The sequence below is a fragment of the Collimonas fungivorans Ter331 genome (genome assembly GCF_000221045.1).
Classification (GTDB): Bacteria; Pseudomonadota; Gammaproteobacteria; order Burkholderiales; family Burkholderiaceae_D; genus Collimonas; species Collimonas fungivorans_A.
On record NC_015856.1, the window covers coordinates 4523628 to 4537410 of the forward strand.

13 protein-coding genes are annotated in these 13783 nt (G+C 59.4%); 4 read left to right on the forward strand and 9 right to left on the reverse strand.

Annotation, left to right across the window (positions count from 1 at the left end; all coding sequences use genetic code 11):
- The first annotated feature begins 132 nt into the window (after positions 1-132).
- Positions 133-1185: a phosphoribosylformylglycinamidine cyclo-ligase gene (gene purM, locus CFU_RS20040; protein WP_014007819.1), complete on the forward strand. Its 1053-nt coding sequence runs from the start codon at positions 133-135 to the stop codon at positions 1183-1185.
- A 77-nt stretch (positions 1186-1262) separates the two neighbouring features.
- Here the strand turns inward: purM and can are convergent, their stop codons facing one another.
- The 8 genes from can to CFU_RS20080 form a co-directional block, all read right to left on the reverse strand.
- Positions 1263-1931 carry a carbonate dehydratase gene (gene can, locus CFU_RS20045; protein ID WP_014007820.1) on the reverse strand — a complete coding sequence of 223 codons (669 nt, stop codon included), beginning with the start codon at positions 1929-1931 and terminating at the stop codon, positions 1263-1265.
- 134 nt (positions 1932-2065) lie between these two features.
- Positions 2066-2665 carry a chalcone isomerase family protein gene (locus tag CFU_RS20050; RefSeq protein WP_050808668.1) on the reverse strand — a complete coding sequence of 200 codons (600 nt, stop codon included), beginning with the start codon at positions 2663-2665 and terminating at the stop codon, positions 2066-2068.
- A gap of 221 nt (positions 2666-2886) precedes the next feature.
- Entirely contained in the window at positions 2887-4011 is a 1125-nt protein-coding gene (gene dnaJ, locus CFU_RS20055) for a molecular chaperone DnaJ (protein WP_014007822.1), read from the reverse strand.
- A 125-nt stretch (positions 4012-4136) separates the two neighbouring features.
- Positions 4137-6071, reverse strand: coding sequence for a molecular chaperone DnaK (gene dnaK / locus CFU_RS20060; RefSeq protein ID WP_014007823.1), 1935 nt, complete (start codon positions 6069-6071; stop codon positions 4137-4139).
- A gap of 105 nt (positions 6072-6176) precedes the next feature.
- Positions 6177-6716, reverse strand: a complete 540-nt coding sequence (gene grpE / locus CFU_RS20065) for a nucleotide exchange factor GrpE (RefSeq protein WP_014007824.1) — start codon at positions 6714-6716, stop codon at positions 6177-6179.
- A gap of 517 nt (positions 6717-7233) precedes the next feature.
- Positions 7234-8334 (reverse strand): ferrochelatase, encoded by a 1101-nt coding sequence (hemH, locus tag CFU_RS20070; protein WP_014007825.1) that lies wholly within the window; start codon positions 8332-8334, stop codon positions 7234-7236.
- A gap of 23 nt (positions 8335-8357) precedes the next feature.
- Positions 8358-10028, reverse strand: coding sequence for a DNA repair protein RecN (gene recN / locus CFU_RS20075; RefSeq protein WP_041742530.1), 1671 nt, complete (start codon positions 10026-10028; stop codon positions 8358-8360).
- A 98-nt stretch (positions 10029-10126) separates the two neighbouring features.
- A complete protein-coding gene (locus CFU_RS20080) occupies positions 10127-11065 on the reverse strand; it encodes an NAD kinase (protein ID WP_041742531.1) in 939 nt (312 codons plus the stop codon).
- Between the two features lie 46 nt (positions 11066-11111).
- Here CFU_RS20080 and CFU_RS20085 point away from each other — a divergent pair, with 46 nt between their 5' ends.
- From CFU_RS20085 to CFU_RS20095, 3 genes are all read left to right on the forward strand, one after another.
- Complete coding sequence (locus tag CFU_RS20085; RefSeq protein WP_041743722.1) at positions 11112-11861, forward strand: HAD family hydrolase; 750 nt, start codon at positions 11112-11114, stop codon at positions 11859-11861.
- Between the two features lie 67 nt (positions 11862-11928).
- Positions 11929-12951: a heat-inducible transcriptional repressor HrcA gene (gene hrcA, locus CFU_RS20090; protein ID WP_014007828.1), complete on the forward strand. Its 1023-nt coding sequence runs from the start codon at positions 11929-11931 to the stop codon at positions 12949-12951.
- 2 nt (positions 12952-12953) lie between these two features.
- The gene (locus tag CFU_RS20095) at positions 12954-13325 is read left to right on the forward strand and encodes a TfoX/Sxy family protein (protein WP_014007829.1); all 372 of its coding nucleotides are present in this window, start codon (positions 12954-12956) and stop codon (positions 13323-13325) included.
- 9 nt (positions 13326-13334) lie between these two features.
- Here the strand turns inward: CFU_RS20095 and fur are convergent, their stop codons facing one another.
- Positions 13335-13760, reverse strand: a complete 426-nt coding sequence (fur, locus tag CFU_RS20100; protein ID WP_014007830.1) for a ferric iron uptake transcriptional regulator — start codon at positions 13758-13760, stop codon at positions 13335-13337.
- Positions 13761-13783: the final 23 nt, after the last annotated feature.

Consider the following 13783-nt stretch of genomic DNA (forward strand, 5'->3'; position numbering starts at 1 on the left):
TCCACTGATTTACTGCTTGTTTGGCTGTTTTTGGCCGGTTATTTGACCTGACAGGCAACGCTGATGCAGCGCTGAATCTCGGGTGCGTGGCCGAATTCCCCCTATTTTACCGCCTCTGCCGCCAATCACATCATGACTTCCACTTCAAACGTGTCCAACGTTCCTCTCTCTTATCGCGATGCCGGTGTTGATATCGACGCCGGCGACGCCCTGGTCGAAGCCATTAAGCCCTTTGCAAAGCGCACCATGCGCGAAGGCGTGATGGGCGGCATCGGCGGTTTCGGCGCGTTGTTCGAAATCAGCAAAAAATTCAAGGAGCCGGTGCTGGTGTCCGGCACCGACGGCGTCGGCACCAAGCTGAAGCTGGCATTCCTCCTGAAGCGCCACGACACGGTCGGCATCGACCTGGTCGCCATGAGCGTCAACGATATCCTGGTGCAAGGCGCCGAGCCGCTGTTTTTCCTGGACTACTTTGCATGCGGCAAACTCGACGTGCCTAGCGCCACCGACGTCATCAAGGGCATCGCCAAAGGCTGCGAGCTGGCAGGCTGCGCCCTGATCGGCGGCGAAACCGCTGAAATGCCGACCATGTATCCGGACGGCGAATACGACCTGGCCGGCTTCGCCGTCGGCGCGGTGGAAAAATCCAGGCTGATCGACGGCACCAAGATCGTCCCGGGAGACGTCGTGCTGGGCCTGGCGTCCTCGGGCGCGCACTCCAACGGCTATTCGCTGGTGCGCAAGATCATCGAAGTGGCCCAGCCTGACCTCGACGGCGACTTCCATGGCCGCAAGCTGGCCGACGTGCTGATGGAGCCTACCCGCATTTACGTCAAGCCTCTGCTGGCGCTGATGGAGTCGATGGAAGTCAAGGGCATGGTGCACATCACCGGCGGCGGCCTGGTGGAAAACATTCCGCGCGTGCTGCAAGACAACCTGACAGCCGTATTGCGCAGCGACAGCTGGACCATGCCGCCGCTGTTCACCTGGCTGCAACAGCACGGCCAAGTGGCCGACGCCGAAATGCACCGCGTCTTCAATTGCGGCATCGGCATGACCGTCATCGTCGCCAAGGAAAACGCTGACGCCGCCGTCGCGCAATTGCAAGCCGCTGGTGAAACGGTCTACCGGATCGGTGAAATCCGCGCACGCGCCGAAGGCGAGGCGCAGACTATCGTGCTGTAACTCCTGCGCGGCCAGCCTCAAAAGAAAAAGACGACCGCTTGGGTCGTCTTTTTTTTGCCCGGCAATCTCGAGCGGCGTCAGTCTTCGTAGCGTTTCAGGCTGGTCGCCATGCCCTTTTCCAGGTCGGACATGCAGCTGACAGTCACTTCCAGGTCGCGCAGCAGGCCGTCGCGCACGCCGTACACCCAGCTATGGATAGTCAGCGGCTGGCCGCGGTCCCAGGCGTCCTGGACGATGGTGGTGCGGCAGATGTTGGCCACCTGCTCCATCGAATTGAGTTCGCACAGGCGGTCGTGGCGCACGCTTTCCGGCAAGGCTTCGCCCAGGTAGCGCTCATGCTTCTGGTGCACGTCCTCGACATGGCGCAGCCAGTTGTCGGCCAGGCCGACACGGCGCTTGGTCAGCGCCGCATGGACGCCGGAGCAACCGTAGTGGCCGACCACAAAAACGTGTTTGACCTTCAGTACATCTACCGCAAACTGCAGCACCGACAAACAGTTCAGGTCGCTGTGCGCGACCACGTTGGCGATGTTGCGGTGGACGAACAGTTCACCCGGCAGCAAGCCCAGCAATTCATTTGCCGGCACCCTGCTGTCGGAACACCCGATCCAGAAATACTCCGGCGCCTGCTGCGACGCCAGTTTTTTGAAAAACCCCGGATCGCGGGCGGTAATGGCCGCCGCCCACTCACGGTTTCTCTGGAAAAGGTCTTCTCTGGTCAGGGATTGCTTGTTGTTTGCTGTCATCGTTTTCTATTCAATAAAGTTCCATCTGCATAGTGTTTTTACAACACATGCACGACATCCTGGGCCTTATTTTATAGAAAGTTAGCTATTGCCATCGGCTTTTATCCGATATGCAGCATTCCCTTTGACGTCACCTATCCGGTCTGGCCCAGCAACAGGAGCTTCAGTTTGCTGTCCGCCGGTTTCTCGCCCAGCCAGATTTTCAGCAAGGAATTGTAGAAAACCAGGTCCGGCAGCGTCTCCGAGACTGGCTTGCCGTTGAAATGGATCTGCGTGCCGACGCCCGGAATCCAGTCGGTGGTCATGACGTCGCCTTTCTTGAGTTCCGGGATCGAGGCAAACAGTTCGCCGAATTTCAGCAGCTGGTTGACGATCTTCGACTTGTCCGCCTTGTCGACGTTGTTCTGGATGCCGCTCATGAAAGCACGGCTGAAATCCTCGCTGCTGACGTCGCGCAGCATCACCAGTTCGATCCGGCGCGCGCCTGGAGCCGCCAGCACGTCCGGCACCGTGGTTTTCTTGTCGGAGAGATAGAGCGCCGCCGTATAGACTTTAAAAATGACTTTGTAGCGGACTCCGGCGCCGTTGAGCTTCAAATCCTGGTTGCCGACTTTTGCCGTTTCTTCGATCTTGACTCCGGCCACGTCAACCGCAAATGCACCTTGCGCCAGCAACAGCGCGGACAATACGCAGGCGCAAGCCCCTGCACGCTTCAAACGAGCAACTACTTTCATGTCTCCCCCTATGTTTGTATATGGAGTTTGTATTGATCGCAAATAAAAGAACGATCGTTTTATTATTACCCTATACAGAATAGTGAGGTGGACAAAATTATGCAATAAAGAATTTGTTAACGATGATCAGGCAGTCGGCCCGCACCTGAGGCAGCCCATCATGAAAAAAGCCGCCAACCTTGTACGGTCGACGGCTTTCATGAGGCCAGGAGCAAACGGGCTTACTCGAAGAACTCTTTTACCTTGTCTTTCCACGACTTGCTCTGCGGGCTGTGCTTGGCGCCGCCTTCGCTGGTCAGCTGCTCGAACTCCTGCAGCAGTTCCTTTTGCCGATCGTTCAGCTTGACCGGAGTCTCTACCACGACATGGCAGAACAGGTCGCCGGCATAACCCGAGCGCACGCCCTTGATACCCTTGCTGCGCAGGCGGAAAGTCTTGCCGGACTGGGTGCCGTCGGGAATCGTGAAGGAAGCTTTGCCGTTCAATGTCGGCACTTCGATTTCACCGCCCAGCGCCGCTTTGGCGAACGAGATCGGCATTTCGCAATGGAGATCGTCGCCTTCGCGCTGGAACACCGCATGCGGCTTGATGTGGATTTCCACATACAGGTCGCCGGTAGGGCCGCCGTTCATGCCTGGCTCGCCGTTGCCGGAAGAGCGGATGCGCATGCCGTCGTCGATGCCGGACGGGATTTTCACTTCCAGCGTCTTGTTGCGCTTGATGCGGCCGGCGCCGGCGCAAGACGGACAAGGTTCAGGAATGATCTTGCCGCTGCCGTGGCATTTCGGGCAAGTCTGCTGGATGCTGAAGAAACCTTGCTGCATCCTGACCTGGCCGTGGCCGCCGCAGGTCGGGCAGGTAACCGGCTCGGTGCCGGGCTTGGCGCCGCTGCCGTGGCAGGGTTCGCACTCGTCCCAGCTTGGCACCCGGATCGTGGTGTCGAAACCGTGCGCGGCTTGTTCCAGCGTGATTTCGAGGTTGTAGCGCAGGTCGGCGCCGCGGTACACCTGAGGTCCGCCGCCACGGCCGCCGCGGCCACCGCCGCCGCCGAAAATATCGCCGAAGATGTCGCCGAAGGCATCGGCAAAACCGCCGCCGCCACCGCCGCCGCCCATGTTGGGATCGACGCCGGCATGGCCGTAGCGGTCATAGGCCTCGCGCTTTTGCGGATCGGCCAGCATTTCGTAGGCTTCTTTCGCCTCTTTGAATTTTTCTTCCGCACCTTTGCTGTCCGGATTGCGGTCCGGATGGTGCTTCATTGCGAGCTTGCGGTACGCCTTCTTGATTTCGTCATCAGTAGCGTTTTTCGCAACACCCAGTATTTCGTAAAAATCACGCTTCGCCATCTTTTTGCACCCTGTTGTTTAAGCGAAAACGCCGAACAGTGCTGCAATAGCATCTGCCCGGCGCATCTTCGCGCCGGTTTGCGGTTATGCATCGCATAAATCGCAAACCGGCGCTGACGAAGATCTTACTTGTCCTTCACTTCCTTGAAGTCGGCGTCGACCACGTCGTCTTCTTTCGGCTTGGCTTCCGCACCTGCAGCACCGGCTTCAGCGCCGCCGGCGGCAGCTTGCTGCGCCTGCATGTCAGCGTACATCTTTTCGCCCAGCTTTTGCGCGGCAGTGGTCAAGGCGGCGGTCTTGTTGTCGATGGCTGCCTTGTCGTTGCCCTTCAATACTTCTTCCAGTTCCTTGATGGCGGTTTCGATGCTGGCCTTTTCGCCGGCTTCCAGCTTGTCGCCGTATTCAGCCAGCGATTTCTTGGTCGAATGCACCAGCGCATCGCCCTGGTTATGGGCTTCGGCGGCTTCCTTCAGGCGTTTGTCGTCCTCGGCATTGGCTTCGGCGTCGCGCACCATCTTCTGGATCTCTTCTTCGGTCAAGCCGGAGTTGGCCTTGATGGTGATCTTGTTTTCCTTGCCGGTCGCCTTGTCCTTGGCGCCCACGTGCAGGATGCCGTTGGCGTCGATGTCGAAGGTGACTTCGATCTGCGGCGTGCCGCGCGATGCCGGCGGGATGCCTTCCAGATTGAATTCGCCCAGGCCCTTGTTGCCTGCCGCCATCTCGCGCTCGCCCTGGAATACCTTGATGGTCACGGCCGGCTGGTTGTCGTCGGCTGTCGAGAACACCTGGCTGAACTTGGTCGGGATGGTGGTGTTCTTCTGAATCATCTTGGTCATCACGCCGCCCATGGTTTCGATACCCAGCGACAGCGGGGTCACGTCCAGCAGCAGCAAGTCCTTGCGGTCGCCCGACAAGACCGAACCCTGGATCGCGGCGCCAACGGCGACAGCCTCATCCGGATTGACGTCCTTGCGTGGTTCCTTGCCGAAGAATTCCTTCACCTTTTCCTGCACCTTAGGCATGCGGGTCATGCCGCCGACCAGAATGATGTCGTCGATGTCGGAAACCTTGACGCCGGCGTCCTTGATGGCGATGCGGCACGGCTCGATGGTCTTGGCGATCAGCTCTTCCACCAGCGATTCCAGCTTGGCGCGGGTCATCTTCAGGTTCAGGTGGATCGGCGCGCCGTTCGCCATGGCGATGTACGGTTCGTTGATTTCGGTCTGTTGCGACGACGACAATTCGATCTTGGCGCGCTCGGCCGAGGCCTTGATGCGTTGCAAGGCGATCGCATCCTTCTTCAGGTCGATGCCGTTGATCTTCTTGAACTCGTCCAGGATGTAATCGATGATGCGCTGGTCGAAGTCTTCGCCGCCGAGGAAAGTATCGCCGTTGGTGGACAGCACTTCAAACTGCTTTTCGCCATCGACATCGGCGATTTCGATGATGGAGACGTCGAAAGTACCGCCGCCCAGGTCATACACGGCAATCTTGCGATCGCCCTTTTCTGCCTTGTCCAGGCCGAAAGCCAGCGCAGCCGCGGTCGGCTCGTTGATGATGCGCTTGACGTCCAGACCGGCGATGCGGCCGGCGTCCTTGGTGGCTTGACGCTGCGCGTCGTTGAAGTAAGCCGGCACCGTGATCACGGCTTCGGTAACTTCTTCGCCGAGGTAGTCTTCAGCGGTCTTCTTCATCTTGCGCAATACTTCTGCGGAAATTTGCGGCGGCGCCAGTTTCTGGTCGCGTACGCCTACCCATGCATCGCCGTTGTCGGCCTTGATGATCTGGTAAGGCATCAACGCGATGTCTTTCTGCACTTCTTTTTCGTCGAACTTGCGGCCGATCAGACGCTTGGTGGCGTACAGCGTGTTGGTCGGATTGGTCACAGCCTGGCGCTTGGCAGGTGCGCCGACCAGGATTTCGCCGTCTTCTTGATAAGCGATGATGGAAGGCGTGGTGCGCGCGCCTTCCGAGTTTTCGATCACTTTTGGCTGACCGTTTTCAATCACTGAAACGCAAGAATTGGTGGTACCCAAGTCAATGCCGATAATTTTACCCATGGTGTATGTCCTTTACTGAATAACTGATGAATGTTTGGATGGTCTGAATATAGGGAGCGAAAGCGCGCTTTCAAGCGCTAAACTGCTCGCTCCTGGCGTTTTTTTCTATTTTCCTTGCGCCACGACGACCAGGGCCGGCCGCAACAGACGATCGGCAATGGTGTAGCCTTTTTGCAACACAGTCACCACGGTATTGGCGTCCTGCTCGGCAGGCACAGTCGAGATTGCCTGGTGCTTCATCGGGTCCAGCTTCTCGCCAACTTCAGGCGAGATTTCCAGCAAACGATTTCTTTCGAAGGCCGACGACAGCTGCTTGAGCGTCATTTCCACGCCTTCCTTGAGCGATTCCAGCGAAGGCGTTTCGATCTTCAGCGCCATTTCAAGATTGTCCTTGACCGGCACCAGCGCTTCGGCAAAGCCTTCAATCGCAAACTTGTGGGCACGTGCAATGTCTTCCTGGGCCCGGCGGCGGATGTTTTCCGACTCGGCCTTGGCGCGCAGGAAAGCGTCCTGCATTTCCGCGATCTTGGCTTGTGCTTCCGACAACTGGACTTCCAGCGTCGTTTCGGGAATTACCGCTGCATCTTCGGCAACCTGGCTCTTTTCCGTTTGCGCCTGTTCGTTCTGATTTTCCATGTGTTCCATTCAAAAATCTCCAACAATCAATAACTTACTAAGTATAGGAAGCCAAATGAGGCTATGCCCTTACTTTTTCAAGGGTTAAAAAATGAGCGCCCTGATTTGGCCGCGGGCCGTGGTCCGGTTGCCGGGGGAATGCATCAAACGCGCATCAATCCCATCCATCCTGGCAACAATTTGAAACAACATTTACCAGCCAGGGTTTGCTGCAACGCGACATAGGAACTAAGCTGTAGGCGTGGACTCAAACAATTGAAAGTTGCCACATCGCAACAAACAAAAAAGGGAAATATCGTGAAACTACCGTTAATTTCCGCATTTCTGGTCGTTTATATTTTGCTTGCAGCAAGCTGGATCAGCTATTCGCAACTGATCGCATTATATTGACTTTGGCTGATCGCCTTTGCAACTTGCAAAACAAGCAATAATCGTCCATATGCACCCGGCATCGGGCGCTCATTATAGTTGCGCCTTGCCGGAGCGGCGCACCGTCACTCAAAATTTCTACACCAGATAGGCTGTTCTATTGGCTGGCGCCAAGGCGCACAGCCTGTTGCCGCGACACCTCAGCCTGCTGCTGCAACTCTTCTCGCTCGCTCTCGGTGGTAGGCCAGCCGATCATGTGCTCTTCTACCAGCGAAGCCATGCCAGCTATCCAGGCCGGCGCCTGGTTCAGGCAAGCAATGAAATGGAATTCCTTGCCGCCTGCCCTGAGGAAATCCTGTTTCGCCTCTATCGCAATTTCTTCCAAAGTCTCCAGGCAATCGCTGGTGAAACCCGGACACATCACATCGACCCGGCCGACGCCCTGCTTCGCCAGTTTTTGCAAGGTCGGCGCGGTGTACGGCTGCAGCCATTCGGCCTTGCCGAAGCGCGACTGGAAAGTCAGCTGATACTGCTCCGGCCCCAGCCCCAGCTGCTGCGCCAGCAGGCGCGCGGTTTTCTGGCACTCGCAATGATAAGGATCGCCCAGCAGCAAGGTACGCTTCGGCACCCCGTGGAAACTCATGATCAGCTTGTCCGGCGTGCCGTGCATCGCCCAGTAAGCCAGCACCGACTCCTTCAGCGCCTGGATATAGGCTTCGTGATCGTGGTAGTGCTTGATGAAACGCAGTTCCGGCACGTTGCGCACCCGCGCGTAGTGTGCAAACACCGCGTCGTAGATCGAGGCCGTGGTGGTCGCCGAATATTGCGGATACGCAGGCAAGACCAGGATCCGCTCGCAGCCGTCGGCCTTCAGCTGATCCAGTACTTCCGGTATCGAAGGCGAGCCGTAGCGCATCGCGTAAGCCACCTGCACCTGATGGCCGCGCTGTCCGAGGTAGCCGCGCAACAGGATCGCCTGCTTGCTGGTATGGACTTTCAGCGGCGAACCTTCGTTGCTCCAGATGGAAGCATATTTGTGCGCCGACTTGCTGGAGCGGAACGGCAGGATCACGCAATGCAAGATCAGCCACCAGATCGCCCGCGGTATTTCCACTACCCGCGGATCGGACAGAAATTGCTTCAGGTAGCTGCGCACCGCCTTGGTGGTCGGCGCATCCGGCGTGCCCAGGTTGACGAGCAATACCGCGCTCTTGCCGGCCTTGCCATGGGTGAACGGGGGTTCTTTACGGAATGCCATGCGGGGAGCTCCGGGAAATAAAGTTAGAGCGCCAGCAGTTCACGCGCATGCTTGCGCGTAGTTGCCGTAATCTCCAGGCCGCCCAGCATGCGAGCGATTTCTTCGATGCGGTTCTTGGCGTCCAGGCCGTCGATCGCCGATACGGTCTTGTTGCCCTGGCTCTGCTTGCTGACCTGGAAATGCTGGTTGGCCTGGCTCGCTACCTGCGGCAAATGGGTCACGCACAGTACCTGGCGATCCTGGCCCAGGCGCTTCAGCAAGCGCCCGACCACTTCCGCCACGCCGCCGCCGATGCCGCTGTCGACTTCATCGAAAATCAGGGTCGGGGTCGCGGTAGAACTGGAGGTAATCACTGAAATCGCCAGCGCTATCCGCGCCAGTTCGCCGCCGGAAGCGACTTTGGCCAAAGGCCGCGGCGCCACGCCGGCGTGCCCCGCCACCAGGAACTCCACCTGTTCGACGCCATAGCTGGCCGCTTCGCAGGGATTCAGCGCAACCGCGAAACGGCCGCCGCTCATGCTCAGGTCCTGCATCGCCGCGGTCACCGCCGCGCCCAGCGCCTGGGCGGCCTTGGTCCGTGCTTTCGACAGTTTTTGCGCCAGTCCCAGGTAAGTTGTTTTCAGCTTTTCTTCCTGCGCCTTCATGGCGTCGAGATCGCTGGCGTCCGCCAGTTGCCGCAGCTGCTGCGACAGCGTTTCCAGTTCCTGCGGCAATTCGTCCGGCGCCAGCCGGAATTTGCGGCCGGCGGAATGGATCGCTTCCATCCGGTCTTCCACCTGGTGCAGGCGCGCCGGGTCGAGCTCGACCCGGCTCAGGTAATCGTTGAGCGCGTAGACTGCTTCCTGCAGCTGGATGCGCGCCGGCTCCAGCGCTTCCAGCACCGGCTTGAGGCTGCTGTCGACATCGACCAGCTTGCCGATCTTCTGATTCAGCGCCGACAGCTGGGACAGCATCGGCGGCGTATCGTCTGCATCGTTTTCGGAAATCACGTTGAGCGCTTCCTGCGCCCCTTCGATCAGGCTGGCGGCATGCGACAGGCGGCTGTGCTCATTGGTGATCTCATCCCATTCGCCGGGCTTGACCGCCAGCTTTTCCAGTTCGCCGACCTGCCATTCCAGGCGCTCCCGTTCCAGCAATACATTCTTGGCGTTGGTTTCGAATTCCTCGCGCTGGCGCGCCAGCGAACGCCAGCTTTTGAAGGCGGCCGCCACGGCCAGCAAGTCGTCCTGCAAGCCGGCTTGCCCATCCAGCAACAATCGCTGTGCGTCGCTTTTCAGCAAAGACTGGTGCGCATGCTGGCCGTGGATATCGACCAGCATTTCGCCCAGCTCGCGCAACTGCCCGGCGGTTGCCGCCACGCCGTTGATGAACGCCTTGGAGCGGCCGGCATTGTCGATCACGCGCCGCATCAGGATCACGCCTTCCTCGCTGGCGAACTCGTTCCGTTCCAGCCAGCTGCCGACTTCACCATCGGCTGCGCCGGCCAATGCGAATTCCGCCGTCACATCCGCCTTGGCCGCGCCTTCGCGCACCACGCTGGCGTCGCCGCGGCCGCCCAGCGCCAGCGCCAAGGCGTCGATCAGGATGGATTTGCCGGCGCCGGTTTCACCGGTGAATACGGTGAAACCGGCGGCGAATTCAAGCTCGATGGCGTCGACAATGACAAAATCGCGTATGGAAAGTGTGCGCAGCATGGGAGGGCTCAAAATAGGGATAAATGCAGAGGTCTAAATACAGCACCGGCCAGGCGGCGCCAGATAATCGCAATCAGCATAGCAAAATCGGAGACGTCTTACTTCAGTTGCCCTTCCGCCGACGGATATTCGTTCCAGTGCAGCTTTTGCCGCAAGGTGTCGTAATAACTCCAGCCGGCCGGGTGCAAAAAGGTGATGGCATGTTCGGAGCGCCGTATCAGGATGCGGTCGCCGTGCTGCAGGCTGGCCAGCGACTGCATGTCGAAATTGGCGCTCATGTCGCGGCCGTTGACGATTTCAATCACGATTTCACTGCTGTCCGGAATCACGATAGGCCGGTTCGACAGCGCATGCGGCGCAATCGGCACCAGCACGATGCCGCCCAGCGACGGATGCAGCAAAGGGCCGCCGGCGGACAAGGAATAGGCGGTGGAACCGGTCGGCGTGGCCACGATCAGGCCATCGGAACGCTGGTTGTACATGAAGCGGCCGTCGACCTCGACCATCAGTTCCGCCATGCCGGAGCCGGCGCCGCGCGCCACCACTACATCGTTGAACGCCAGCGCGCTGAAAATCTGCTGGCCGTCGCGCATGACCGAACCTTGCAGCAGGCTGCGCCGCTCCGATTCGACTTTACCGTCCAGCATTTCGCCCAGCACCGGCAACATGCGTTCCAGCGAGATGTCGGTGATGAATCCGAGGCGGCCCTGGTTGATGCCGATCAGCGGCACGTCGTAAGGCGCCAGCTGGCGCGCGATGCCCAGCATGGTGCCGTCGCCCCCGACAACGATCGCGGCGTCGGCCTGCTGGCCGATCTGCGCCGGCGTCATCGCGGCGATCGGCAGCGCGACGTTCTGCGCGGTCTCGGTCTCCAGAACCACATGATGGCCGCGGCCTTGCAGGAAATCGGCGATTTCGGTCAGCGACTCGGAAATGCCGGCGGCGAAATACTTGCCGACGATGGCAATGGTTTTCGGCATGGATTCGGGCAAATTCGCTGGCAAAATCGTTTGGGAAGGTAATTTTATAGGCCACATGCTGGCGATTAGACCATAATTTAAGCTTGCAATGAAGGATACGCATATGGCTCCGACGAATAATTCAGCTATCTCCCCTGGTTTCCGGCCCGGCAAACCGCTTGCCGTCAAAGCGCTGCTGTTCGACCTCGACGATACCCTGTGGCCGATCGTGCCGGTAATCACGCGCGCCGAACAGCTGCTGTTCGACTGGCTAGGCGAAAATGCCCCGGCGGTCAGCCGCCGGTTCACGATCGAGAGCCTACGCCGGCAGCGCATGGACCTGGTTGCGAGCAACCCGGTGTTCAAGTTCGATCTGTGGAAGCTGCGCCATGCGGCGCTGACCATCGCTTTCAACAGCGTCGGCGAAGACGCCGGCAAAGTGGATGCGGCGATGGCGGTATTTTCCGAAGCGCGCCACGCCGTGACGCCGTTCGCAGATGTCCAGCCGGCGTTGGCGCGGCTCAGCCAGCGCCTGCCGCTGGGCACGGTCTCGAACGGTTTCGCCGATCTCGGCAAGATCGGCCTGGCCGGGCATTTCCAGGCATCGATCGCGGCCCACAGCTTCGGCTGCGCCAAACCCGATCCCAGCATTTTCCATGCAGCTTGCGCAGCGCTGGGTGTCGCGCCGGAACACACCGTGTACGTCGGCGACGATCCCTTGCTGGACGTGGTCGGCGCCCAGCAGGCCGGCTTGCAGGCGGTCTGGATCAACCGGTTTGACCGCTTGCTGCCGGCCGGCATCAGCGCCCAGGCCAGCTGCACCAGCCTGCATGAGCTGGAGGCCTGGCTGGAACAAACCGCGGTTCGCGGGTAAAAACAGTGTATAAGTGCATGCATAAGCTGCTGGTAAGCCAGTCCAGTGCTCGCTAAAATAGACCCATATGCAACTAGATACTCGCGCTCAAACCCTGCTCAAGGCCCTGGTCGAACGGTATATCGCCGACGGCCAGCCGGTTGGCTCGCGCGCCCTTTCCAAGATCTCCGGCCTGGAACTGTCGCCGGCGACGATACGCAACATCATGGCCGACCTCGAAGAAATGGGGTTTGTCGCCAGTCCCCACACTTCCGCCGGCCGGGTGCCGACGCCGCGCGGCTACCGCATGTTTGTCGATACCCTGCTGACGGTCGAGCCGATTGACGAGACCGCGCTGGAATCCAAGATGCAGGCGCGCCTGCAGCCGAATTCGCAACAGAAAATCATCGCCAATGCGGCCCAGGTGCTGTCATCCCTGTCGCATTTCGCCGGCGTGGTGCTGACGCCGCGGCGCGAGTCGATCTTCCAGCAGATCGAATTCCTGCGGCTTTCGGAAAAACGCATCCTGCTGGTGATCGTCAGCCCCAACGGCGACGTCCAGAACCGGCTGCTGCTGACCGATGTCGACTACAGCCCGGCCAAGCTAGTGCAGGCCGCCAACTATATCAACCAGCATTACGGCGGCCTCAGCCTGGACGATGTCCGCCTGCGCTTGCAAGGCGAACTGCGCAAGCTACGCGACGACATGACCTGGCTGATGCAGGCCGCGGTCGAAGCCGGCAGCGACGCCATGACCGACAATAGCGACGAAGTGGTGATTTCGGGCGAACGCAACCTGCTCAGCGTCACCGACCTGTCGTCGAACATGGATTCCCTGCGCAAGCTGTTCGACATGTTCGAACAGAAAACCAGCCTGATGCAATTGCTCGACATCTCCGGCAAGGCCACAGGCGTCCAGATCTTCATCGGCGGCGAATCGCAGCTGGTGCCGATGGAAGAAATGAGCGTGGTGACCGCCCCCTACGAGGTCAACGGCAAGATTGTCGGCACGCTGGGCGTGATCGGTCCGACCCGGATGGCGTATGAACGCGTGATCCCGATCGTGAATATCACCGCCAAGCTGCTGTCGAACGCCCTGAGCCACAGCTGAACGTGTCCCGCAACGACGCCATCATCGACTATATCCGCGAGCTGCTGGCGCCGCTGGGCGCAATCAGCGCGCGCAAGATGTTCGGCGGCTACGGCGTCTACCACGACAGCGTAATGATCGCCCTGGTGGCCGAAGGCATCCTCTACCTCAAGACTGACGAAGAAACCCGGCCGCAGTTCGCCGCCGCCGGATGCACGCCTTGCATCTTCGAAAGCAAAGGAAAAACCATTGAGATGAGCTACTGGTCGGCGCCCGAAGACGCGATGGATTCAGCCGCGGCGATGACGCCCTGGGCGCGCCTGGCCTATGCCGCGGCGGTGCGCAAGGCTAACGCCAAGCCGGCGCCGAAGGCGCGCAAGCGCAAGGCCGCATAAGGCCGGCTATCAGCCCTTTTTCTTGCGGCAGTCGCGGCAATGCCCGTACAGGGCCAGCGCATGGTCGGCGATTTCAAAACCGTGTTCCTTGGCGACGATTTTCTGGCGCTTTTCAATTTCTTCGTCGTAAAACTCTTCTACCAGGCCGCAATCCAGGCAAACCAGATGGTCGTGATGCGAGCCTTCGTTGAGTTCGAACACGGCCTTGCCGGTTTCAAAATGGTTGCGCTGCAACAGCCCGGCCTGCTCGAATTGGGTCAGTACGCGGTACACGGTCGCCAGGCCGACGTCGAGATTGTCGCTCAGCAGGATTTTATAAACGTCCTCGGCGCTCAGGTGGCGCACCTCGCTGTTCTGGAAGATTTCCAGGATTTTGAGGCGTGGCAAGGTGGCTTTGAGGCCGCTGGCTTTCAGTTCGGATGGATTGTTCGGCATGTTTTGGTCACAAATGGATGATC

What these genes read in the sequence shown, in the direction of transcription:
- grpE (WP_014007824.1), bottom strand. Translation starts at nt 6,716, where the DNA reads ATGGAACACATGGAAAATCAGAACGAACAGGCGCAAACGGAAAAGAGC.
- can (WP_014007820.1), bottom strand. Translation starts at nt 1,931, where the DNA reads ATGACAGCAAACAACAAGCAATCCCTGACCAGAGAAGACCTTTTCCAG.
- hemH (WP_014007825.1), bottom strand. Translation starts at nt 8,334, where the DNA reads ATGGCATTCCGTAAAGAACCCCCGTTCACCCATGGCAAGGCCGGCAAG.
- CFU_RS20080 (WP_041742531.1), bottom strand. Translation starts at nt 11,065, where the DNA reads ATGTGGCCTATAAAATTACCTTCCCAAACGATTTTGCCAGCGAATTTG.
- purM (WP_014007819.1), top strand. Translation starts at nt 133, where the DNA reads ATGACTTCCACTTCAAACGTGTCCAACGTTCCTCTCTCTTATCGCGAT.
- fur (WP_014007830.1), bottom strand. Translation starts at nt 13,760, where the DNA reads ATGCCGAACAATCCATCCGAACTGAAAGCCAGCGGCCTCAAAGCCACC.
- CFU_RS20050 (WP_050808668.1), bottom strand. Translation starts at nt 2,665, where the DNA reads ATGAAAGTAGTTGCTCGTTTGAAGCGTGCAGGGGCTTGCGCCTGCGTA.
- CFU_RS20085 (WP_041743722.1), top strand. Translation starts at nt 11,112, where the DNA reads ATGGCTCCGACGAATAATTCAGCTATCTCCCCTGGTTTCCGGCCCGGC.
- recN (WP_041742530.1), bottom strand. Translation starts at nt 10,028, where the DNA reads ATGCTGCGCACACTTTCCATACGCGATTTTGTCATTGTCGACGCCATC.
- dnaJ (WP_014007822.1), bottom strand. Translation starts at nt 4,011, where the DNA reads ATGGCGAAGCGTGATTTTTACGAAATACTGGGTGTTGCGAAAAACGCT.
- hrcA (WP_014007828.1), top strand. Translation starts at nt 11,929, where the DNA reads ATGCAACTAGATACTCGCGCTCAAACCCTGCTCAAGGCCCTGGTCGAA.
- dnaK (WP_014007823.1), bottom strand. Translation starts at nt 6,071, where the DNA reads ATGGGTAAAATTATCGGCATTGACTTGGGTACCACCAATTCTTGCGTT.